Origin of the sequence: Apilactobacillus quenuiae, from assembly GCF_002994005.1 — a bacterium.
GTDB classification, from domain to species: Bacteria; Bacillota; Bacilli; order Lactobacillales; family Lactobacillaceae; genus Apilactobacillus; species Apilactobacillus quenuiae.
Genome location: NZ_POSN01000003.1, coordinates 51,758 through 72,664, shown reverse-complemented (window position 1 = coordinate 72,664; position 20,907 = coordinate 51,758). Strand labels below are relative to the sequence as shown.

Annotated in this window: 26 protein-coding genes; 16 read left to right on the top strand and 10 right to left on the bottom strand. The window is 30.1% G+C overall.

What is annotated here, in order from left to right:
- Positions 1 to 26: 26 nt before the first annotated feature.
- The 3 genes from C7N44_RS04515 to C7N44_RS04505 all read right to left on the bottom strand — a co-directional run bounded on the left by C7N44_RS04515 (position 27) and on the right by C7N44_RS04505 (position 1,826).
- Positions 27 to 455, bottom strand: a complete 429-nt coding sequence (locus C7N44_RS04515) for an Rrf2 family transcriptional regulator (RefSeq protein ID WP_105956724.1) — start codon at positions 453 to 455, stop codon at positions 27 to 29.
- Between the two features lie 24 nt (positions 456 to 479).
- The gene (locus C7N44_RS04510; RefSeq protein WP_105956723.1) at positions 480 to 1,331 is read right to left on the bottom strand and encodes an SDR family oxidoreductase; all 852 of its coding nucleotides are present in this window, start codon (positions 1,329 to 1,331) and stop codon (positions 480 to 482) included.
- Between the two features lie 93 nt (positions 1,332 to 1,424).
- Positions 1,425 to 1,826, bottom strand: a complete 402-nt coding sequence (locus C7N44_RS04505; RefSeq protein WP_105956722.1) for a TM2 domain-containing protein — start codon at positions 1,824 to 1,826, stop codon at positions 1,425 to 1,427.
- A gap of 116 nt (positions 1,827 to 1,942) precedes the next feature.
- Here C7N44_RS04505 and C7N44_RS04500 point away from each other — a divergent pair, with 116 nt between their 5' ends.
- Together C7N44_RS04500 and C7N44_RS04495 are read left to right on the top strand one after the other, a co-directional pair.
- A complete protein-coding gene (locus C7N44_RS04500) occupies positions 1,943 to 2,362 on the top strand; it encodes a DUF805 domain-containing protein (protein WP_105956721.1) in 420 nt (139 codons plus the stop codon).
- 17 nt (positions 2,363 to 2,379) lie between these two features.
- Entirely contained in the window at positions 2,380 to 2,772 is a 393-nt protein-coding gene (locus C7N44_RS04495; RefSeq protein WP_105956720.1) for a DUF805 domain-containing protein, read from the top strand.
- A 46-nt stretch (positions 2,773 to 2,818) separates the two neighbouring features.
- Here the strand turns inward: C7N44_RS04495 and C7N44_RS04490 are convergent, their stop codons facing one another.
- Positions 2,819 to 3,322 (bottom strand): GNAT family N-acetyltransferase, encoded by a 504-nt coding sequence (locus tag C7N44_RS04490; protein WP_105956719.1) that lies wholly within the window; start codon positions 3,320 to 3,322, stop codon positions 2,819 to 2,821.
- A 463-nt stretch (positions 3,323 to 3,785) separates the two neighbouring features.
- On the opposite strand from C7N44_RS04490, the gene C7N44_RS04485 reads away from it, so the two are divergent.
- The 4 genes from C7N44_RS04485 to C7N44_RS04470 are packed head-to-tail and all read left to right on the top strand — an operon-like array spanning position 3,786 to position 7,529.
- A complete protein-coding gene (locus C7N44_RS04485; protein WP_105956718.1) occupies positions 3,786 to 4,601 on the top strand; it encodes a MetQ/NlpA family ABC transporter substrate-binding protein in 816 nt (271 codons plus the stop codon).
- Positions 4,602 to 4,612: 11 nt separating this feature from the next.
- On the top strand, positions 4,613 to 5,653 hold the full coding sequence (locus C7N44_RS04480; protein WP_105956717.1) for a methionine ABC transporter ATP-binding protein: 1,041 nt from the start codon (positions 4,613 to 4,615) through the stop codon (positions 5,651 to 5,653).
- Between the two features lie 11 nt (positions 5,654 to 5,664).
- Entirely contained in the window at positions 5,665 to 6,351 is a 687-nt protein-coding gene (locus C7N44_RS04475) for a methionine ABC transporter permease (protein ID WP_105956716.1), read from the top strand.
- 20 nt (positions 6,352 to 6,371) lie between these two features.
- Complete coding sequence (locus C7N44_RS04470) at positions 6,372 to 7,529, top strand: ArgE/DapE family deacylase (RefSeq protein WP_263851159.1); 1,158 nt, start codon at positions 6,372 to 6,374, stop codon at positions 7,527 to 7,529.
- Between the two features lie 43 nt (positions 7,530 to 7,572).
- On the opposite strand, the gene C7N44_RS04465 is transcribed toward C7N44_RS04470, so the two are convergent.
- Complete coding sequence (locus tag C7N44_RS04465; RefSeq protein WP_105956714.1) at positions 7,573 to 8,301, bottom strand: hypothetical protein; 729 nt, start codon at positions 8,299 to 8,301, stop codon at positions 7,573 to 7,575.
- Between the two features lie 99 nt (positions 8,302 to 8,400).
- Here C7N44_RS04465 and C7N44_RS04460 point away from each other — a divergent pair, with 99 nt between their 5' ends.
- Positions 8,401 to 8,751, top strand: coding sequence for a hypothetical protein (locus C7N44_RS04460; RefSeq protein WP_105956713.1), 351 nt, complete (start codon positions 8,401 to 8,403; stop codon positions 8,749 to 8,751).
- Positions 8,752 to 8,772: 21 nt separating this feature from the next.
- Positions 8,773 to 9,438: a type 1 glutamine amidotransferase gene (locus C7N44_RS04455; protein WP_105956712.1), complete on the top strand. Its 666-nt coding sequence runs from the start codon at positions 8,773 to 8,775 to the stop codon at positions 9,436 to 9,438.
- Between the two features lie 37 nt (positions 9,439 to 9,475).
- Here the strand turns inward: C7N44_RS04455 and C7N44_RS04450 are convergent, their stop codons facing one another.
- Positions 9,476 to 10,501 (bottom strand): YdcF family protein, encoded by a 1,026-nt coding sequence (locus C7N44_RS04450; RefSeq protein ID WP_157945039.1) that lies wholly within the window; start codon positions 10,499 to 10,501, stop codon positions 9,476 to 9,478.
- Positions 10,502 to 10,595: 94 nt separating this feature from the next.
- On the opposite strand from C7N44_RS04450, the gene C7N44_RS04445 reads away from it, so the two are divergent.
- The 4 genes from C7N44_RS04445 (at position 10,596) to C7N44_RS04430 (ending at position 13,605) form a co-directional block, all read left to right on the top strand.
- Entirely contained in the window at positions 10,596 to 11,834 is a 1,239-nt protein-coding gene (locus tag C7N44_RS04445) for a multidrug efflux MFS transporter (protein WP_404799037.1), read from the top strand.
- Positions 11,835 to 11,848: 14 nt separating this feature from the next.
- Entirely contained in the window at positions 11,849 to 12,097 is a 249-nt protein-coding gene (locus C7N44_RS04440) for a hypothetical protein (protein WP_105956709.1), read from the top strand.
- A gap of 93 nt (positions 12,098 to 12,190) precedes the next feature.
- Positions 12,191 to 13,225, top strand: a complete 1,035-nt coding sequence (locus tag C7N44_RS04435; RefSeq protein WP_105956708.1) for an oxidoreductase — start codon at positions 12,191 to 12,193, stop codon at positions 13,223 to 13,225.
- Between the two features lie 101 nt (positions 13,226 to 13,326).
- Positions 13,327 to 13,605 carry a hypothetical protein gene (locus tag C7N44_RS04430; protein WP_105956707.1) on the top strand — a complete coding sequence of 93 codons (279 nt, stop codon included), beginning with the start codon at positions 13,327 to 13,329 and terminating at the stop codon, positions 13,603 to 13,605.
- A 32-nt stretch (positions 13,606 to 13,637) separates the two neighbouring features.
- Here C7N44_RS04430 and C7N44_RS04425 read toward each other — a convergent pair whose 3' ends face one another.
- Positions 13,638 to 14,234, bottom strand: a complete 597-nt coding sequence (locus C7N44_RS04425) for a DUF3862 domain-containing protein (protein WP_105956706.1) — start codon at positions 14,232 to 14,234, stop codon at positions 13,638 to 13,640.
- Positions 14,235 to 14,387: 153 nt separating this feature from the next.
- On the opposite strand from C7N44_RS04425, the gene C7N44_RS04420 reads away from it, so the two are divergent.
- Both C7N44_RS04420 and budA read left to right on the top strand, forming a co-directional pair.
- Complete coding sequence (locus tag C7N44_RS04420) at positions 14,388 to 14,900, top strand: DJ-1/PfpI/YhbO family deglycase/protease (RefSeq protein WP_105956705.1); 513 nt, start codon at positions 14,388 to 14,390, stop codon at positions 14,898 to 14,900.
- Positions 14,901 to 14,996: 96 nt separating this feature from the next.
- The gene (budA, locus tag C7N44_RS04415) at positions 14,997 to 15,710 is read left to right on the top strand and encodes an acetolactate decarboxylase (protein ID WP_105956704.1); all 714 of its coding nucleotides are present in this window, start codon (positions 14,997 to 14,999) and stop codon (positions 15,708 to 15,710) included.
- A 55-nt stretch (positions 15,711 to 15,765) separates the two neighbouring features.
- On the opposite strand, the gene C7N44_RS04410 is transcribed toward budA, so the two are convergent.
- Positions 15,766 to 17,058: a hypothetical protein gene (locus tag C7N44_RS04410; RefSeq protein ID WP_105956703.1), complete on the bottom strand. Its 1,293-nt coding sequence runs from the start codon at positions 17,056 to 17,058 to the stop codon at positions 15,766 to 15,768.
- A gap of 182 nt (positions 17,059 to 17,240) precedes the next feature.
- Here C7N44_RS04410 and C7N44_RS04405 point away from each other — a divergent pair, with 182 nt between their 5' ends.
- The gene (locus tag C7N44_RS04405; protein WP_225362944.1) at positions 17,241 to 17,846 is read left to right on the top strand and encodes a YdhK family protein; all 606 of its coding nucleotides are present in this window, start codon (positions 17,241 to 17,243) and stop codon (positions 17,844 to 17,846) included.
- 146 nt (positions 17,847 to 17,992) lie between these two features.
- The gene (locus C7N44_RS04400; RefSeq protein ID WP_105956702.1) at positions 17,993 to 18,697 is read left to right on the top strand and encodes a class I SAM-dependent methyltransferase; all 705 of its coding nucleotides are present in this window, start codon (positions 17,993 to 17,995) and stop codon (positions 18,695 to 18,697) included.
- Positions 18,698 to 18,735: 38 nt separating this feature from the next.
- Here C7N44_RS04400 and C7N44_RS04395 read toward each other — a convergent pair whose 3' ends face one another.
- A complete protein-coding gene (locus C7N44_RS04395; RefSeq protein WP_105956701.1) occupies positions 18,736 to 20,028 on the bottom strand; it encodes an APC family permease in 1,293 nt (430 codons plus the stop codon).
- Between the two features lie 13 nt (positions 20,029 to 20,041).
- Positions 20,042 to 20,770: a gamma-glutamyl-gamma-aminobutyrate hydrolase family protein gene (locus C7N44_RS04390; RefSeq protein WP_105956700.1), complete on the bottom strand. Its 729-nt coding sequence runs from the start codon at positions 20,768 to 20,770 to the stop codon at positions 20,042 to 20,044.
- Positions 20,771 to 20,907 lie beyond the last annotated feature (137 nt).

The window sequence follows — 20,907 nt, the reverse complement described above, 5'->3', positions numbered from 1 at the left end:
ACTTTAGAGTACAGGAATCTTTTTTGTTAACTATTTTTATTTTCTGTTAAAATACCATCAACAATTTCTTGAATACTAATATGATCCATTTCTTGTTCAGCCTTGTGCTGTATTTTGGAGTAAGCACTAGCTAATGTTTTTTGAATATTGGCACCTACAATACATTTTAAATTAGTTTTAGGATCTACATGTAGCAATTCAGGTTCTTTGATTGCCTGATATACATCTAGTAAACTAATATCTTTAGCTGGTCGGCTTAATTCTAGGCTTATTTTTCCTTGATTACTATTTATTAAACCAGCATTACTTAAAGCAGCCATTAAACGCCTTACCAAGCTGGGATTAGAATCAATACTGCCAGCGATAGCACGACTAGATAGATCGGTATTACTATCCGATACACCAATATAAGTTAAAACATGAATGGCATCACTTAGTCGATGTGAGTATTTCATGGCAACATCACCGCCTATTTTTTATTACAATATTTCTTTTAAAGCTTCTTCAATTGGTGTTAGGGGATGCCCAAGAACATTTTCCAAGTCATCAGTTTCTTCTTGTAATTCACCATCTTTAATTAATGCTTGAATATCGGTAACAACTTTAGCAACTGCATCAGGTAAACCAGCCTTTTGCATACCATCTTTGTATTCATCTAAGCTTACGTCTTTAATTGCAAAATCATTAGCAGCAACTGGTTTTAAAGCATTGGCTAATTCATCATAGTTTCTACTTTTACCGGCGAATTCATATATTTCTTTTGGTTTTTCCATGGTTAATACTTTAACGGCACCTTCAGCGTATTCCTTTTCTAATGCCCAACCAACTTTACCATTGTCAGCAGCATATACAAAAGTACCACCGTCATTAGCAGCTTTTAAAGTAGCTAATTCATTTTCTAAGTACCAGTTATTTCTTAAGAATGAACGGTCGATGCCCATTTCTTTGATATATAGTTCAGTTGCAGTGTGGTCTTTTGATAGGAAGTTATCAGCTTTGTCTGCGTGAGGAAAACTTGTGTATGCAATGTATTTTACCCCAGCTTTTTTAGCAGCATCAACTACATTTTTATGTTGTTGTAAACGCGATACGTCACCACCTGGCTGAGATGAAATGAATAATAACTTGTCCACACCATTTAGTGATTCAACGATTTCATCTTTATTAGTATAATCTCCAGGACGAACTTCAATATCATCGGGTAGTTCTTGTTTAGCTTTGTTGACGTTTCTAGCTAAAGCAATAATATCATTGTGATTTACTAAATCCATTAAATAATTAATAACGGCTTTACCAAATTTTCCAGTAACCATTGTAATTGCGTATTTCATAATTAAAAACTCCTTTTTAATATGTTATTTATAAAGTAACAGGTTAAATAAATTTTTGCAATAAAAAAGAATGCAAAATTAATTGCATTCTAATTATTTAGCACTAAATTGACCGTCAAATGTGGAATTATCATTGCTATTAATTATATCAATAGCTTGTTGCTTTTTTAATAAATAATCTTTTCGTAACCATAATTGAATAGAAAAAGCATCTATTACCCACCAAATTCTTATGAATAATATAATAGGTAGTCCTATTAAGATAGGTGTTAAAATCCAACCAATGGCATCAATTATTAGCATAGCTAATGCATTGTTGCGATGTAAATAAAATCTGTGTCCACCAAATTCTCCTAAAAACCACCATAATAACCATGCAATAATAGGATTTGCCTTATTGGCATTGGCACTATTTTCTACCATATTTTGTTGTTCAGGCGAAAGTCTTTGTTCTTCTTTTAATATTTCAGCTTCTAGTTGATCTAAATCTTCCATATGAAACCTCCTAGTTAACATGAAATAATTATAGCATATTTTTAGCAAGTTGCTTTTGTTATGATAATCTATTAATATAACAATCAATACATATTTATTTTTAAGGAGGGCCTTTTATGGTCGGAATGTGGGAAGCATACAAGTTATTATTTACAAATTATATTAATTTTGGCGGCAAAAGTAGTCGTGCAGAATATTGGTGGGTACAATTAATTAATTTTATTATTTCTATCGTAGTATTGTTTTTATTTGCAGTTCTTTTTGGCATTATGATGTCAGGCAAGGGAATTATATTTGGTATCATCTTAGGTGTAATTATATTTTCTATTTATGGACTGGTCATTTTAATTCCTAGTATTGCTTTAATTTTTAGACGTTATCGTGACGCCGGAGTTTCTCCATGGTGGTTAATTGTAACTGCTTTACTTCCATATATTTTAACTATTGTTTCTAAAGAAACTGGTATTTTGTACTATATTGCAATCATCCTTTCATTAATCAGTTTAGTTATTACTATTTTACCTAGTAAACAATAGTCATAGGGGGGTATTAAATTTTTAATTCATATTTAAAATTTTGGAAAAACGCTTTTAATTATAAAGATCATACTAATTTAAAAGATTTTTGGATTCCGCAGTTATTTCATATTTTATTGATATTGATATTTCTTATTATGGATTATTTTAATAAAGGTAATAAATTATTCGTATTATTTAATACAGTCATTATTATATATATCGCAATAGTTTTAGTTCCAACTATCTTCATGATGATTAGACGTTATCGTGATGTTGGTATTCCAATATATTATTTGTTTATCCTATTAATCGGATCAATCATTTTAATGGTATTTCCTAATACTAAATTACATTATGTTGGTAAATTAGTTCACCTAATTAATCTTTGGATTTTAACTAAACCAACTAAAAAATCAGTTAATAAATAACTAAATTATATTTATAAAGAGGTGAGTTCTATAAGAACTCACCTCTTTATTTAAAATAATTATTTTTAAAAATACTCATGAAATAACAATCATGATATTTATTATTTTCAAAATATTGTTCCTTGAGTTTACCTTCAATTTGAAAGCCAATTTTTTTATATACATTTACAGCGGGTGCATTATCCACATCTACATATAAATAAACTTTGTGTAAATTTAGAGTACTAAATGCATAATCTAAACATGCCTTAAATGATTTTTGTGCTAATTTTAATCCTCTAAATTCATCATCTACTATAATTTGAATTTCAGCATGCCGATGTCTTAAATCCACATCTACTAATTCAACAATGCCTGCAAAATTATCATTATAAGTAATGGCAAAACTACGGACAGCATGATCATTTATTAACTTATCAAATTTTTCGTCTAGTTTTTCCTTTTGTAGGTAAGGTTCTTTAAACCAAAATTGCATATTAAATGGATCGTTCATTAATTGATGAACATTAGTTAAGTCGGTTCTTTCTAAAGCACGAATCTTAAATGACATGATTAGTCCTCCTAAATCATAATATAATTTAATTTTAAGTAAGAATTGCTGATAAAACAATTATTATCTATCTTTAATTATAAAAGGATTAAAATAAAATTAAAAAATACTTGATTTTATTAAAATAAGATGTATTATTATTTACAAGTTATCAAATACAAATTTAAACAAGATGATCAGGAAAGTAATTGTTTGCAAAGATGGTTCAGGAAATCTATGTTTTACTGCGAGTAGATCGATTCTTTAACAATGAAAATGGCCTGTAATTTGGCATCGCTGATATTTAAGCGATGATGGGGTGGCAACCATTACTAATTGCACGCGTTTATTTAGACGTTAGTAAGGATTAAAGTGTAAGCTTTAATTAAATTAGAATGGTACCACGGAACTCCGTTTCTAGATTTTATCTAGGAACGGAGTTTTTTTATTTTGTATTTCATACATACTTTTAGGAGGGTTTATTATGAAGAAATTTAGAAAGATTTTTATTGGAGCTTCACTATTATTACTATTGCCATTATTTTTATTAACTGCTTGTGGTAATTCCGGGCATACAGTAAAGCTAGGAATTATGGGTGGCGATAAAAGAGTATGGAATCCAATCGCTGATCGTTTAAAGAAAAAGGGTATTAATCTACAATTAGTTTCATTTACAGATTATTCACAACCAAATGGAGCATTACAAAATCATGAAGTAGACATTAACGCTTTTCAAAATTTTGCTTTTCAAGATAATTGGAATGCTGCTCATAAAAGTAACATTGTTTCTATTGGAAAGACCGTTTTTTCACCTTTAACTTTATATTCACAAAAAGTTAAAAGCTTAGGTGATTTAAAAGATGGTGCAAGTATTGCAGTTGCAAATGATGTAACGAATGAAGCTAGAGGCTTGAAACTATTGGATAGTGCAGGCCTAATCAAACTAGATAACAGTGCATTACCATCAACTAAGAATATCAAAGAAAATAAGAAACATTTAAAGATAGTTCCAATTGATGCATCTCAAACACCAAGATCCTTATCAGATGAAGACGCTGCAGTTGTTAATGGTAACTTTGCTTTAGATGCTAAATTACCAAACAAAGATGAATTATTTACAGAAAAAACAAATAAAGGTGCAATTCCATACATTAATATAATTTCTGCTAATAAGTCTGATAAAAACAATAAGTATTACAAGGCAGTTGTTAAAGAATATCAATCTGACGCTACTAAGAAATTATTAAACAAACTATACAAAGGTAAAAACATTCCAGCTTGGGATATTGATTTTAAATAAGGTGATGTAAAATGGCTCAAATTGATTTAAAAAATATCAGTGTTACTTTTAAGCAAAAAAATAAAATTTCTAAAGCGGTGCAAAATGTTTCATTATCAATTGATAAAGGTGATACCTATGGAATTGTTGGATATTCTGGAGCTGGTAAAAGTACTTTAGTTCGGGTTATTAATCGACTTCAGGAACCAACTAAGGGAGAAGTCTTTATTGATAATCAAGATATATTAAAGTTTAATAGTTCAAAATTGCGAAATTTACGTCATTCAATTGGGATTATTTTTCAACATTTTAATTTGATGAATTCTAAAACTATTAAAGAAAATATTTTATATCCAATGTTAGGTGATAATAAAAGCCATGAGGAAAGAGAAAAACGTATTCAACATTTAATTGAGTTGGTTGATTTGCAAGGCAAAGAAAATTCCTATCCAGCTCAATTATCAGGTGGACAAAAACAAAGAGTTGCCATTGCTAGAGCTTTAGCTAATAATCCAGAAATCCTAATTAGTGATGAAGCAACAAGTGCGCTAGATCCAAAGACAACTAAAGATATCCTGACTTTGCTAAAAAGAATTAATCAAGATTTAGGAGTAACCATTGTTTTAATTACTCATGAAATGGATGTAGTAAAAACTGTATGTAATAAAGTGGCGGTCATGGATTCAGGTAGATTAGTAGAAAAAGGTGATATTTTAAGTATCTTTAGTGCCCCCAAACATCCAATGACAAAAGAGTTTATTAATACTACAAATAATTTTAAAGAGGCGACAGAAACTTTAAAACAACAAGATTATTTTCTAGATGTAGCAAAAAATAACCAATTATTTCATTTAAAATATGTAGGTTATTCAACAGAGCAACCAATCATTATTAATCTTTATCAAAAATTTGGCGTTATTTCCAATATTATTTATGGAAATATTGAATTTATTCAGGACATTCCACTTGGTAATTTGATAATTGAAATTGATGCCAATCAAGATGTTATTAAAGAAATTAAACAATACTTATTAAATAAAAAAATTGCATTGACGGATATAAAATTAGAATAGGTCGTGATTAGATGAGTAGTTTTTTAACTCAATATTTGCCCAATGTTTCTCAGATGGTTCCTGATTTTATTCAAGCTACCCTCGAAACAATTTATATGACAGGAATAACAGCCTTAATTGGTGGTATTTTAGGCTTAATTGTGGGAGTACTTTTAGTAATTACAGAAAGTGGCGGCATCGTAGAAAGCAAAACTTTCTACAATGTTCTCGATAAGATTGTTAACTTATTTAGATCGATTCCTTTTATTATTTTGTTAGCAGTTATTTCACCATTTACAAGAATTATAGTTGGGACCAGTATTGGAACCACTGCAGCTATTGTTCCATTGGTAGTGGCAGTAATTCCCTTTTATGCCAGACAAGTTCAAAATGCATTGTTAGATGTAGATTATGGAATTATTGAAGCAGCTAAAGCAATGGGTTCTTCTAATCTATCAATTATTTTTAGAGTTTATTTAAAAGAAGGCTTGCCTAAAATCATTAGATCTTCAGTTGTTACATTAATTAGTTTAATTAGTTTAACTGCAATGGCAGGAACCGTTGGTGGAGGCGGATTAGGTAACCTAGCAGTAATTGTTGGTTATCAAAGATTTGAAAATGACGTTACCATTGTCTCATTAATTTTAATTTTGCTTTTGATTTTTATCATTCAAATTATTGGCGACTTATTAGCTAAATGGACTGATCATGAAAATTAGTATGCAAAGGAATGTCTTTTATGAATAAAGAAAATAAGTTAAAAATTTTATCTGATTTAATTAATATTAAAACAGTTGATGAAAATGAAGCTGACGTTGCTAGATATATCAATCAACTTTTGAATCATTATGGAATTAATAGCCAAATTATTGAACAGGAAAATAACCGAAGTAACTTAGTAGCTGAAATTGGTAATGGTAACGGACCTAAATTAGCTTTTGAAGGTCATGAGGATACAGTTAGTGAAGGCAACATTAATGTTTGGGACTCAAATCCTTTTTCAGCTAAAGTTATTGGTGATAAGTTGTTTGGCCGTGGAGCTACTGATATGAAGTCAGGCTTAGCAGCAATGATAATTGCAATGATTGAATTAAAAGAACAAAAGGTTCATTTAAATGGTTCATTACGATTGTTAGCCACAATTTCTGAAGAATTAACCCAGGGTGGTGCCCATAAGCTAACCAAATTAGGCTATGCGGATGATTTAGATTCAATGATAATAGGTGAACCTACCGGAGATGAAGTGAATAATCATTCAATTGTATATTCACATAAAGGTGCTTTGATTTATACAGTAGAAAGTATTGGTAAAGCTGCGCATAGTTCTACTCCAGAATTAGGGATTGATGCAATTGATAATTTAATTGAATATCGAAGTCTAGAAAAGCAACTATTTGCATCTTTTACAGTTAGTGATGATACATTAGGCAGAACAATTTATACCCCTGACGTTTTTCATGGTGGAAAGCAGGTTAATTCAATTCCAGATTTTGCATATGAAAAGGTTATGGTTCGAACAATTCCTAGTTTGCCAAACGATGAAATTATCGATAAATTAGAAAATTTGATTGATAAATTAAATATGCAAGAAAATTTTAATTTGAAATTAAAAGTTAACTTTAGTGGACAACCAGTTAAAAGCAATCCTAACGCAAGAATTGTAAAATTAACTAAAAAAATTGCTAATAATCTAATAGAAGAAGATACGCATTTTCCATTAAAAGCAATGTCGATGGGGACTGATGCCTCTCAATATACACGTAACAATGACTTAGATGTGATTATATTAGGACCTGGAAATAATACAGCTCATCAAACTAATGAGTTTATTGATATCGGATCCTATCTTCAGTTCATAAATTTGTATGAAGAAGTGGCTAAAAAGTATTTGAAATAGAGTACTAAAAAAGGTAACGAAAATTATCGCTACCTTTTTTATATTATTTTATTAAAACAACTAAATAATAATTATTCATTTCGTTATGGTTGCCTAAATGTAATGGGCTTTTAATTGCTGAGACACCAATATATTTATTATTAATATTTTTCAAAGCATTATAACTTTGATTATTTTCATTTTGATCAAAGTAAACAAATTTTTTAAATGCTAGATAACTAAATGAAGTAGGCATATATGTCTCATGATACTTTGTATAATATACCATTTGATTATTGGTATTTTTTGGTAAAAAGTTCTTATCAATATTTTTAGCGATTAAATTGGCTTCATGGCTTAATTTATGACTGACTTTTAATTTATCAATTTGATTTGCATCACGATAAGTATTAACTAATTTTCTAAAATTTTTAGAAGCTTGATATGAAAAAGTTAGATTATAATCGATATTTAAGAATCCGTGCCAAACGTAACCTAATAATTTTCTTTTTTGGTATATTGCTTGATATATTTTATTAACGCCGTTAACTGTTACATGATATTGTTTACCCGTCACAACTTTTTTTAGTAAACTTATCCTATTTTTACCATTAAAATCTTTATTATAAATATCAATCTTATTAGGATTATTTATATTAGCGATAGAACCACTATTGGTTTTGGTAATTTTGTAAATGTTAGGGTTAGAATTAGCTTTTGCTGTATTAGTATTTTGAAAAAACACTATTAATGTAGGTAATACCACTAATAATAATAATAATTTCTTTTTCATAATAAACCTTCTTTAAAAAAGAGTTTTCTTTATTATATACCATTTTAAAATCGTGCTAAAATAAAAGTATATTAAATATTTTTGAGGAGGATATTTATAATGAAAAAGCTATTTCTATCATTTGTATTGTCATTATTTTTATTAATTTTCGTTGGAACTACTGCCTCAGCAAAATCTAATCCTAGTCAAATGTCCAAGTATTGGTATCATTTTAGAACGGTTAGGGTTACTAAACCAGTAAAAGTCGACCGTATTAAAATTACTGGTACTCCTGAATATAACCACATTAAAGTCGATAAAAAAATTACCTTGCATAAAGGACAAATTGTTAAATTAACTAGTGCTGGTAGTAATTTTACCTGGGTATTAAAATTAAATCATAAAACTGCTAAACAATTATGGGTTATGTTTAAACCAGAGAATACTCGTTGGTTAAAAATTATTAAATAAAGTTAAAAGAAGGTAATTGATATGCGCATTAATGTTTTACAACATGCATCTAATGAAGGCCCTGGATCAATTCGCTCATGGGCAGAAGATCATGGATACGATATGTATATTTACCATCCTAATGAATTTCACAAATTACCTGATATTAATGAAACTGATATGTTAGTAATATTAGGTGGACCAATGAGTGCTAATGATGGGGACGATTGGATTAAAGCAGAACGCGCATTGATTCATGAAGCGATTGAAAAAGCTATTCCAATTTATGGTGCGTGCTTTGGATCACAACAAATAGCTAAAGCTTTGGGATATCGAATTTCTGCTTCTCCAGTAAAGGAAGTAGGTTGGGCACCCGTATATTTACAAACTAATATAATAGATAATCTACCTAAAAAATTAACAGCTTTACATTGGCATGGTGAAATGTTTGAAGTACCTAATCAAGCTAAATTGTTGTTTTCTAGTGATTTGATGAAAAATCAGGGTTTTGTAATTAATCATCGTATTATCGGATTGCAATTTCACTTTGAACCAATGCAGACAGATTTAAGAGAAATTGTTGTTAATGATGGGAATTATGCTTGTGATAATGCTTTAAATCAGAGTGCTTCTGATATTATTAACCATCCTGTTCCTAAAGAAAATAAGCGAGTTATGTATCAATTATTGGACTATATTAATCAATAAATTAAAAGGGTTCTATCTTAATGATGGAATCCTTTTTTTAGATGTATAAAATTGTTGTAGTTATTATAATCAATATTCCGATTAATAAATTTAATAGCTTATGATTCAACATAATCGCAAAATATTCACGTAGAATACTATTAGATAACGCGGTTATTTTAGTCTTTGAGCCAATTCCATTAATTGGTAGACCAGCAATTTTAGCATATTGATTAGCTCGATAGATGTGATAATTACTTGAAACAAAAATTCCTTTATCAATTTTCAAATGTTTTCGAGCAATTATTTTGCTAGATCTTTCAAAATTAGTCATTGTATTAATTGAATGTTCTTCTGCTGTAACATCAGCTTCATTTACACCATGTTGATTTGCATATTCGCACATGGCAAATCCTTCAGAAACAGTTTCATCAGGACCTTGCCCACCTGAACAAATTATGAAAGGATGCTTATTTGTTTTTTCAATTTGTTGCCAATAAATATTAATAGCTTTATTAATTCTGGCCGCTAGAATCGGGCCAACTTTATTTCCGTGTATTAAGCCAGCTCCTAAAATAATTATATAGTCTTGATTTAATGTAGGTTTGTTTAAATTACATATAATTACTGAAATGCAAAAAGCAATAAAAACACTAACCATATATAATAATCCAAATTCAATAATTCTTTCGATAACTAAACTAAAGGGATTTGGTAAGATATTAAAGCCAAGATGATTAACAATAGGATAAATAATCATTATTAGACCCATGATTAGACTTAAGTTATTTGCCAAATGATGTTTTTCATAATACCAGACAACAATGCCATCAGTCACTAAGATAATTGTATAGATTAAATAAACTAATAAAAGTAATGAACTTGTTATCGTGAACAAAATCATTACTGGAATATTGATTATTTTAATATGTATATTAAATGCTAAATATCCTAAGTTAGCAATAATAGCAAAAATAGATAATAAAATCAGTAGTCCATTTATAATACTAGTTTTGTTTAATTTATATGAAATAATAGATAACCCAATTGATAAAAATAAGGTTAATAATAATATGTAAATCATATATAACCTCCCATTTATCATTTTACCCTATATTCTTTGATACCAATAACTTTTGCATCTAATTTGTTGGTGTTATAATTCTTTATTTATGAGTATGATAAAAATAAAGGAGATGAGTGTCACATTGGGTTCGAAAACTGTTAATTGGAAACAAAACTTAAATGTTTTATGGTTTGGAACCTTTATAGCCGGAATTGGATTTAGTTGTATTAGTCCTTTTATTGCATTATTTATTGGCCAATTAGGTCACTATAACGCCACCGAAACTTCAATCTATAGTGGCTTAGCATTTGCTGCACCATTTATTATTAAAATGATTGTATCACCACTTTGGGGATATCTAGCTGATAAATATGGAAGAAAGCCAATGCTATTAAGGGCTTCATTTGGGATGGCAGTTGTGATTGGTAGCATGAGCTTAGTAACAAGTGCTTGGCAATTGATTATCTTGCGGTTACTACAAGGAGTTTTCTCTGGATTTATTAGTAATGCTAATGCGTTAGTAGCTGCTGAAACTCCAAAAAATAAAATTGGGCATGCCTCTGGTAAATTATCGACTGGAAATGTATCCGGGACATTGATTGGTCCAATGGTAGGTGGTTTGATAGCTGATTTATTTGGGTATCGTTATACCTTTTTAATCACGGGAATTGCAATGTTGATTGCATTTTTCCTAAGTATCTTTTTTGTACATGAAAACTTTATGCCAGTTGTTCATGAAAAAGGTGAAAAGCAACCACATTTCTTAACGGGTATTCCCACAGCTCAAATTTTGTTTGGGATGTTTTTAACGACATTATTTATTCAGGCAACTAATAATTCGATTTCACCAATTCTTAGTCTATATGTAAAACAGCTGGATCCTAACTCAACAAATATTGCGCTGGTAGCTGGTATCATTCAAGCTTTAAATGGGGTGGCAATGATATCGATTGCGCCATTCTTTGGTAAACTAGGTGATCGAATTGGTTCTCATCAAATCCTAAAATTTGGAATCTTATTTTCTATTTTAATTTTCTTTTTAACCAGTTTTGTGCAAAATGTTTGGCAATTAGGAATTACTAGGTTCTTAATAGGAATTTCAGATGCAGCATTATTACCAACAGTTCAGGCGATGTTAGCTAAATATAGTCCAAAAGAAAGAATCAGTCAGGTTTTTAGCTGGAATCAAAGTTTTCAAGCTGCAGGCAATGTTTCAGGCCCGATGATTGGATCAGCAGTAGTTTTAATTGGTGGTTATCGAGGCGTGTTTATTGCAACAACAGTTTTAGCAGCAATTAATTTATTTCTGGTTAGAAAAAATTTAAAGTCAATTAAGAATGATGGAGATTAAATAGGAGTATTTTCATGGAAAATAATAAGATTAATCAAACATTATTAAACCTAAAAAGGACACGTTCGCATTTATTAAATGCTTTTGATAATAAGAATGAACGAAGTAATGTTATTTCAGATATTGATAACTTGACCAATTATTTAAAACAAGCTGAAAATGATGTTGATCAAGAATATGTTGATTATAAAATTAAAATCATTAAAGGCGAAATTAATTGTTCAATGCATTGTTTTACTAATGCGATGAACGCATTATCTTAGCACTCATTTACTGAGTGTTTTTATTTTACATCTAAAAATTAACATGCTAATGTTACTAACATTAAGTAAGCAATAAGAAGGAGCAAAACTAATATGTCTTTATTATTATCGAAAGCTAATATTGGTGGCTTAGATTTAAAAAATAAAGTTGTTATGTCACCAATGTGTATGTATGAGGTTAAGAATGAAGATGGGATTTTAACCCCATTTCATTTTTCCCATTATGGGATGCGTGCCATTAGCCAAGTGGGCTTAATTATTACAGAATCCACAGCGGTAGAGCCTGACGGACGTATTACTAAAAATGATTTGGGATTATGGAATGATCAACAAGCGGATAAACTTAAATCATTAGTTGATTCGATTCACTATTTAGGTAGTAAAATTGGGGTGCAATTGAATCATGCGGGGCGTAAAGCTAGCGATGCTGATATGCCAGTTGCACCTAGTTCATTTGAATTTAGTAGTAACTATCGAACACCGAACGCATTAACAATTGATCAAATTAAACAAATTGTTGATAATTTTGGCAAAGCAGCTAAAAGAGCAGCCAACGCAGATGCTGATATGGTTGAAATTCATGGAGCGCATGGATATCTATTACATCAGTTCTTATCGGCTGTTTCAAATAAACGTAATGATGAATATGGTGGCAGTTTAGAAAAACGTTACCGCATTGTTCGCGAAGTTGTTGAAGCTGTTAAAGCTAATTATAATGGACCAATTTGGATTAGATTGTCATTGAGTGATTATGATACAACAGGTACTCAAAACGAAATGTCTGATTGGCAACAAATTGGTCGTTGGTTAGAGTCATCAGGAATTGACTTAATTGATGCATCAACTGGTGGGTTAACTGATGCTAGTCCTGATTTTTCAGTTCATGATGGATATCAGACTAAATTTGCAACTGAGATGAAGCAGGCTGTTAAAATTCCAGTTTCTACAGTGGGACTTTTAGATAATCCTGGTTTATGTGAATATATTTTACAAAATAATCAAGCTGACTTAATCATGGAAGGGCGCGCATTGTTACGTAATACTAACTGGTTATCAGATGCTGCTAAGTATTTACATGATAAAAACTTTAAGGCGTTTAATGATTCTTATAGTCGTGGACAAAAATAATCAAAGGGAACCTAGAATAATAAATTTTAGGTTCCCTTTTTGTTTTATCTTTCACTTTCTGAGTATTTTTATATATAATGTATTCAAAGAAGGTGAATTTCATGTATTGGACAGACGAAAGAATTAAAACATATCAAGCTAAAATCAAAGGTGCATGGTACATAAAAAAATTTTACACTAATTATCATTATGATTTAAGAAAACCAGAAGATAAAGTTAGACTATATCGTAATATGGATCCTAAACAAGTCAAAAAATATTTTGATGACTTAATGGATAATTATGATGATGAATTTATGACAACTTTGAATAAAATGAGTACTGATGAGTTATTTGAAGAGCTTCAATCGCTACAACTTGATAAATATATTGATATTTAAAAAGCCACTTTATAAAAGTGGCTTTTTGCTTATTATCCATTTAGTTTTGTAAATTTCTTATTATCTAAATTATTATTTTTAAAGGTTAAGTTCACGGCATTTCCATTTTGGTCATTTTGATAAGTTAAGAATTGAACCCCATCTGATATTTGTTCAGCAAGAGGGCTGCCTAATTTATTTATAACCTCATTATATGAAGTTCCCTTCTTTAAATCGTTAATAGTTTGTTTTTTAACTAATTTAGATGATGTATTTTGTTGATAACCTTTGCTTAATATCTTATCTTTATAAACAATTGCAAAAATATATTTTATTTTTGCATCATTCCCTAAGTGCCAAGTGTATTCTTTAGCATTTTGGTTATTAGTTAATTTAGTATCTGAAGTATGATAAGGCTTTCCTAAACTCTTCATAAGATTATCTTTAGAACTGCCACCCTTTAATTGATTGGTAGATACTTTTATATTGTCATATTTTTGGAGTGAAATACCACTTGTATCAAAAGCACTAGATAATGATGGTACTTTAAGTGGTTTTTTATTTTCATCTGATTGCTGTTGTTTACCACATGCACTTAAAATAAGTAGACAAGCAAAAGTTGCCAATATAATTTTTAATAATTTTTTCATTATTTAAGATCCTCCGTATATTTTATAACATTATTATAGTAGACTTTCTAAGCTGATATCAATTATTTACTTTGAATAAGTTCTTTTACTTGTCTCATCATGAATTATTATGTAGCATGTAGATGATTACAGGAATATAGGAGGAATTTTAATATGAGTAAGATTGCTGCTGTTGTTACAAGTGGATATGAAGATTCAGAATTAACTTCACCTAAAAAGGCTTTGGAAGATGCCGGTCACGATGTAGACATCGTTGAAGCAAAAGCTGGCAATGAAATTCACGGTGAACATGGTGATGTTCAAACTGTTGATGTTTCAATTGATGATGCTGATTTTGACAAGTATGATGCTCTATTACTACCAGGTGGTGGATCTCCTGATGCTTTGCGTGTGGATACTCGTTATGTTAATTTTGTTAAAGAATTCTTAATGGCAAATAAACCAGTATTTGCTATTTGTCATGGACCTCAATTCTTTATTCAAACAGGATTAACTAATGAATTGAAGTTAACAGCTTACACAACTATCAGATATGATTTATTCTATGCTGGAGCTGAAGTCTTGAATGCACCAGTTGTTGTTGATAGCAAGCATAAATTAGTTACAAGTCGTACTCCTGATGACTTGGAAGATTTCAATCGTGAAAGCTTAAAGCTATTAAAATAATATTTTAAGAGATTCCACCCAAAGTGGTGGAGTCTTTTTTATTATCATATTTAATACAACTTATTAATAATGTAATTATAGGAAGAAGTTTTTAATATGGCTAAAAAAAATACACTATACCAATATGGAACTTTAGCATTATTAGTTCCTGGATTATTTGACGGAACTTTAAAATTAAGTGAACTTTTAAAACATGGAGATACTGGAATTGGGACAGGAGATGGTCTCGATGGCGAATTAGTTGTTAAAGAAGGTGTACCATATCAAATTGACGGGGACGGAAACGTTAATCAATTAGATGGTGATTTTACGGTTCCATTTGCTGATGTGCATTTTGCTGATTATAAAAAGTTATTTGATATTGAATCTACAATGACGCCTGAAAAGTTGGAAGAAAAGGTTATGGAGATGAAAGATTGGCAAAATACTTTTTTCTCAATTAAGCTTCATGGAACTTTTGATGAGATTAAAACTAGATCAATTAATAGACAAGCAAAACCATATCCTAATTTAGTGAGTTGTGCTCATAAACAACATGAATTTAGTGATCAAAATGTGACTGGAACAGTTATGGGATACTATTCACCACAATTATTTAACGGTTCAGCAGTAGGTGGTTTTCATCTACATTTTATTGCTGATGATTTATCGATGGGTGGTCATTTATTAGACTTTTCCACTAATAATGGTGAAGTTTCAGCACAAGTGTTGGATCAATTAGAACAACAATTACCAGTTAATAATGAAGCATTTATGAAACATGATTTTTCTAAAGATGATATTGCTGGAGCTATTGGTGAAGCTGAATAAAAAAATAAGGACCTGCATAATTGCAGGTCCTTATTTTTTATAATTTTTTTTATAATTATTGTTTAGTATTAAATGTTCCCATATCAATCCAACCGTTCTTTTGAGCTGAGTATGAGAAAATCTTCATTTGATTATTTGGTAGGATTTGACGCCATTGACTATTGTCCTTAGGTTGATAATCCTTTGTAACCACGGCATTAGAGTCATCTGGTGCATAAAATGAACCAACATTACCATTTTGGAACGTGTATACATTATTTTGAGTAGCAAATTGATTATCTTTTACTTTAAGTGAATATTCTTTATCATTAACTTTGATTGCTTCAGTATTATCGTCGATTTTTTTAGCTTGAATCTTTTGTCCAGCTTGAGCAATTACTTGTTGATCATTACCAGATAAAGAACTAGATAGATATGCATCAGTATAATCGTTACCAATTTCACTACTATTTACAGTTTGGTAATTAGACTTAACAGTTTTTGGTTCTTGCATCCATTTTTGACCTTTGGTATAAGTTACCCAAACACCGTTATCTTTACCCTTAGGCATATTATTTCCGTAAACTAACCATTCATCATTATAAATACTTAATGGCTTTACTGATACTAACATGCCAGATTTAAGTTTATTTTTACTAATGATATTGTTTTGAATGGTATTGTTTTTAACACCTTTTTCAACAATGTTAATATTTTTAGTTAAATTAACTAACTTACTTTGTGCTTGTTTAGGAACATAGTTTTTCATCCATTTAGTACCTTTATTGTTAGTTATCCAAGCACCATTTTTACTAGTTTTAGGCATGTAACGTCCATAAACTAGCCATTCATTACCACCAAAACTTTTTACGTAAACAATTGATCCCTTCTTCAGTGTCGCTTTTTTCAATGTTTTATTTTGAATTTGATGATTCTTAGTTGCTTTTTCAGTAATATTTATTTTTTTAGTTAGAGTTACTAATTTAGATTGATCATTCTTAGGATTCATAGCTTTAGGTTGAGTATATTTACCCATCCAACTAGTATTCTTTTGATTTGTAGTCCAGATAGCATTTTTACTGCTCTTTAGACCTTGTAAAATCCATTCACCATGGTTATTTTTAATACGACTAACAGCTAGAACAGTACCTTTTTTGACATTCATTTTTTTAACTGCTTTTGGTTGAATTGAGTTATTCTTTACTTGTCTTTCAGTAGCAGCAATCTTTTTAGTAACTTTTACATATCTTGTTTGATTCCAATAATTAGCATTTTTATTAGGTAAACCACTAGCACTAGCAGTAGTTAATGGAAGTGAAGCTAATGTTAAACCAGCTAGCATGGTTACCATACCTTTTTTAATGTTCATCAAAAAGCTCCTTTTTTCTTATTATTTTGTTTACATTGTAACGTAAACCATTAATGATTTCTATTAATAAACATTTCAAATGATTGTTAAGCAAATATTAAGTAAATTTGAAATTTATATGCTACAGTTTGATATCAAGTAAGACTATATCTTACCAAATATATTTTTAGGGAGTCTTTATAATGAAAGCATCAAAATTATTGGCTACAACTTCAATGGCAGCATTGTCATTATCTTTATTTGGCGGAGTAAGTGCTAATGCATCAATGAATAATATGCATCACGCTGATAAATCATCAATGAAAATGATGCATAATAAAGGTAAAAATAAATCTATGCACATGATGAAAATGGATGGATTAGTTATGAATATGAATTCAGCTATGCCTAAAGGACTTAAAAAAGATACACATGCTAAATTTCATGTAGGTGAAAAGGTTATCTTAAAAGCTGATCATATGAAGGGCATGAAGAATGCTAAAGCAACGGTAGCGGGTGTTTATAAGACTAAATTATATAAAATAGATTTTAAGCCTACTAATGGTGGTAAAGAAGTTAAAAATCATAAATGGGTAGTTGCTAGTGAATTAAGTGCTAAGGGCGCATTAAAAGCTGGCGAATCAGTGACTGTCAAAGCTGACCATATGTATGGGATGAAAGGTGCCAAAGGTAAGATTGTTTCTACAAATAAGGGACCTGCTTACACTGTAAACTTTAAAGATAAACAAACTGGAATGAACATTAAAAATCATAAATGGTTGGTTCAATCGGAATTAGAAGCTGAATAAAAGATATTTCAAAAGAAGTTTATATTAATATAAACTTCTTTTTGTTTTACAATGAAATTATGCAAATGTATTTAAATTTTTAGCAAAAAGGTCTATATTTGTTATCATTAGGTTATAAAATAGATTCGAAAGGATACATAATTATAATGAATAAAATTATAAATTGGATAAGACATTGGTATCGTTATAAAACCGATGAACCATATATAATTGCGTTATCTTTTATTGCAGCATTCTGCTTATATGGTTCTATTTATTTGGATCACAAAAATAAATTAATGATATATGTTTTAGTATTAATCTTATTAGGACTTTGGACATTATTTAGAACGGTTACTTTTAAGAAAAACTATATTAATCAGTTTGTGGATAATCATGATTTGTCTACTGCAAAAAAAGGACTAGATTTAGGAACTGGAACTGGTTATGCGTTAGTTAAAATGGCTAAAGATAATCATTTAAAAGAGGTGTATGGAATTGAAGACATCTACCAATATAGTATTCAACGATTAGAAAAGAATTCTACATTGGAAAATGTAAAAGAAAAGGTCCAATTGAAAGATCATGATATTACTGCCATTCCATATGATGATAATAGTTTTGATGTAGCAACTGCGATTCATGGGCGTGATGATCAATTAAGCGATCGCAAAAAATCAGTTTATCAACCAATATCTGAAGAGCTTAATCGCGTTGTTAAATCAGGTGGAGTTATTTTTATGTTAAATACTCCGGGAATGATTAGACGTTTTAAAAAAGAATTTGAAGCAAAGGGTGCATCCGTTAAATATATGCACCGGAGATTTGAATTGTTCTTTAATGTAAGAGCAATTGTTATCACTGTTAAATAAAAAAACTCGAACTGTTAAAGTTCGAGTTTTTTATTATTTTAATTCATTTTTCTTTTGCGAAAGCCACGAGTTAAGAAGTAGAATGGCAATGCAATGACTAGAGCACCAAAACCAAATATTAATAAGTTAACCTTAGTATTAAAGATTAACCATAATGAGATTGCTAAAGCAATGATTGGAATGGTGTAACCTAAAGGTAATTTAAAGGCTCTAGGCTGATTTTTCATTGTCTTTCTAAATACCATAACAGCAATAATAGTAGGAATAAATTGAGCAAATCTTGAAATGGCACTAATTTGTGCTAAGTAAGTAAATGTTCCTGAATATGATAAAGCTAAAATTAAAATAGCATTTACAATAATTGAAATATAAGGAGCATTTTTTCTATTTTTCTTACTGAATGCTTTTGGCAAAATTCCATTATCTGCAAGGGCTTCAGTTGAGCGTGGTGTGATGAATGATGATGCAATACAAATTCCGCCAATTGATAGTACTGAGCCTGCAACTACGATGTAACTACCAACTTTACCAATCATAGCAGTTAAAGCAGCCTGTAATGGAACTGATGTTTGTGTTAGTTTAGTTCCTAACACACCAATACATACAGCCATAATTAAGATATAAATAATAGTTACCACTGATAATACGACCATAATTGCACGTGGTAAATTTTTCTTAACATTACTCATTTCACCAGCAGTTACCACTAGTCCTTCAACTCCAGTAAAAATATAAAACATTGTTAATGTAGCATCAGAAAAATTTGATACATGGGTTAATGATGGCACAAAAAATGGGGTAAAATTACTAGGATGAATAAAGAAGAGACCAATAATGATTATTAAAAAGATTGGTAATAATTTTCCGACAGTAATAATATTACTGAAAACTGATGCAGCTTCAATTCCTGATAAGTTTAAAATCATTAAGCCAATTGCCATGATTGTAACAATAATATTTTTAGCTAATGATGTATTTAAGGCAGGAAAGAAACCGCCCAAAGCAGTTGCAAATGCGACATACATAGTTGCTTCAGCAATAATTCTAACGGCCCAAGCAGCAATTCCCACTTCATAACCAATAAAATTACCAAAAGCATGTTTAGCATAAATATATGCACCACCGGATTCATCAAATAACCCGGAACATTCAGCAAAACAAAGGCCAATCATGAATGCTAAGAATGCATCAAAAACTAAAACTAAAATACTAGCTGGACCAAATATTTTCATTCCAGCTGTAGGTAATAAAAATATTCCAGAACCAATAATTGCATTGATTCCTAAAAGTACAATACTAAAGAAACTAAGTTTCTTTTTCGTGTGAGGCATTAAATATCACTCCTTATTTTGTATGAATACGATTAAAGAAATCTATAAATAATTGATTTTCATCTTTATAGTGGTCCCACATATTTTCTGGATGCCATTGAACACATTGAATAGATTTATCATCATTTTCAAGGCCTTCAATCATACCATCATCAGCTCTAGCTACAACTTTTAAACTAGGAGCAACGTCTTTAGCTGCTTCATGATGGAATGAATTAACAAATGCACGCTTACCAAAAGTTTTTTCTAATGATGAATCATTATCAATGTTAATATGATGAATAGGAGCATATCCAATTGCTTTTTGGGAATGTTGTAAAATTCTCATATTATCTTTGGGTGTAAATTGTGTATCAATATCTTGATATAAAGTTCCACCCAAGGCAACATTAACAATTTGTAGTCCACGACAAATAGCCAAAATGGGTTTCTTCATTTGAACAGCCTGTTTTACTAAAGCTAATTCAAATTGATCACGAGGTTCATATGTAGTGCCAATTTCTTTAATTGGTTCTTCACCATAGAAGGCTGGTAATACATCTGGACCGCCCGTTAAGATCACTCCGTCAACAGTTTCTAATAAGTCGGCTGCCATTTCTGGTTTAGCAACTGGCAAAATAACGGGAGTGATATTATTAGCCAAAAGGCAATTCATTAATGTGCGTTGTGCAAAATGGCCTTCACGTTGTCTGAAGGTTTGATTTTGACTTAAAATAATATCTGCGGTAACTCCGATTCGCATTTAAATCATTCCTTTTCGATTTTTTGTATAAAAATACATCGTACAATACACATTCTAACTATTTTTTAGATAAAGGTATAGTCAATTAGCTTAATGCTTTATTATTTCTTTAAAATTTAGATTCTTAATAAATGATT

What these genes read in the sequence shown, in the direction of transcription:
- C7N44_RS04515 (WP_105956724.1), bottom strand. Translation starts at nt 455, where the DNA reads ATGAAATACTCACATCGACTAAGTGATGCCATTCATGTTTTAACTTAT.
- C7N44_RS04510 (WP_105956723.1), bottom strand. Translation starts at nt 1,331, where the DNA reads ATGAAATACGCAATTACAATGGTTACTGGAAAATTTGGTAAAGCCGTT.
- C7N44_RS04505 (WP_105956722.1), bottom strand. Translation starts at nt 1,826, where the DNA reads ATGGAAGATTTAGATCAACTAGAAGCTGAAATATTAAAAGAAGAACAA.
- C7N44_RS04500 (WP_105956721.1), top strand. Translation starts at nt 1,943, where the DNA reads ATGGTCGGAATGTGGGAAGCATACAAGTTATTATTTACAAATTATATT.
- C7N44_RS04490 (WP_105956719.1), bottom strand. Translation starts at nt 3,322, where the DNA reads ATGTCATTTAAGATTCGTGCTTTAGAAAGAACCGACTTAACTAATGTT.
- C7N44_RS04485 (WP_105956718.1), top strand. Translation starts at nt 3,786, where the DNA reads ATGAAGAAATTTAGAAAGATTTTTATTGGAGCTTCACTATTATTACTA.
- C7N44_RS04480 (WP_105956717.1), top strand. Translation starts at nt 4,613, where the DNA reads ATGGCTCAAATTGATTTAAAAAATATCAGTGTTACTTTTAAGCAAAAA.
- C7N44_RS04475 (WP_105956716.1), top strand. Translation starts at nt 5,665, where the DNA reads ATGAGTAGTTTTTTAACTCAATATTTGCCCAATGTTTCTCAGATGGTT.
- C7N44_RS04470 (WP_263851159.1), top strand. Translation starts at nt 6,372, where the DNA reads ATGAATAAAGAAAATAAGTTAAAAATTTTATCTGATTTAATTAATATT.
- C7N44_RS04465 (WP_105956714.1), bottom strand. Translation starts at nt 8,301, where the DNA reads ATGAAAAAGAAATTATTATTATTATTAGTGGTATTACCTACATTAATA.
- C7N44_RS04460 (WP_105956713.1), top strand. Translation starts at nt 8,401, where the DNA reads ATGAAAAAGCTATTTCTATCATTTGTATTGTCATTATTTTTATTAATT.
- C7N44_RS04455 (WP_105956712.1), top strand. Translation starts at nt 8,773, where the DNA reads ATGCGCATTAATGTTTTACAACATGCATCTAATGAAGGCCCTGGATCA.
- C7N44_RS04450 (WP_157945039.1), bottom strand. Translation starts at nt 10,501, where the DNA reads ATGATTTACATATTATTATTAACCTTATTTTTATCAATTGGGTTATCT.
- C7N44_RS04445 (WP_404799037.1), top strand. Translation starts at nt 10,596, where the DNA reads ATGATAAAAATAAAGGAGATGAGTGTCACATTGGGTTCGAAAACTGTT.
- C7N44_RS04440 (WP_105956709.1), top strand. Translation starts at nt 11,849, where the DNA reads ATGGAAAATAATAAGATTAATCAAACATTATTAAACCTAAAAAGGACA.
- C7N44_RS04435 (WP_105956708.1), top strand. Translation starts at nt 12,191, where the DNA reads ATGTCTTTATTATTATCGAAAGCTAATATTGGTGGCTTAGATTTAAAA.
- C7N44_RS04430 (WP_105956707.1), top strand. Translation starts at nt 13,327, where the DNA reads ATGTATTGGACAGACGAAAGAATTAAAACATATCAAGCTAAAATCAAA.
- C7N44_RS04425 (WP_105956706.1), bottom strand. Translation starts at nt 14,234, where the DNA reads ATGAAAAAATTATTAAAAATTATATTGGCAACTTTTGCTTGTCTACTT.
- C7N44_RS04420 (WP_105956705.1), top strand. Translation starts at nt 14,388, where the DNA reads ATGAGTAAGATTGCTGCTGTTGTTACAAGTGGATATGAAGATTCAGAA.
- budA (WP_105956704.1), top strand. Translation starts at nt 14,997, where the DNA reads ATGGCTAAAAAAAATACACTATACCAATATGGAACTTTAGCATTATTA.
- C7N44_RS04410 (WP_105956703.1), bottom strand. Translation starts at nt 17,058, where the DNA reads ATGAACATTAAAAAAGGTATGGTAACCATGCTAGCTGGTTTAACATTA.
- C7N44_RS04405 (WP_225362944.1), top strand. Translation starts at nt 17,241, where the DNA reads ATGAAAGCATCAAAATTATTGGCTACAACTTCAATGGCAGCATTGTCA.
- C7N44_RS04400 (WP_105956702.1), top strand. Translation starts at nt 17,993, where the DNA reads ATGAATAAAATTATAAATTGGATAAGACATTGGTATCGTTATAAAACC.
- C7N44_RS04395 (WP_105956701.1), bottom strand. Translation starts at nt 20,028, where the DNA reads ATGCCTCACACGAAAAAGAAACTTAGTTTCTTTAGTATTGTACTTTTA.
- C7N44_RS04390 (WP_105956700.1), bottom strand. Translation starts at nt 20,770, where the DNA reads ATGCGAATCGGAGTTACCGCAGATATTATTTTAAGTCAAAATCAAACC.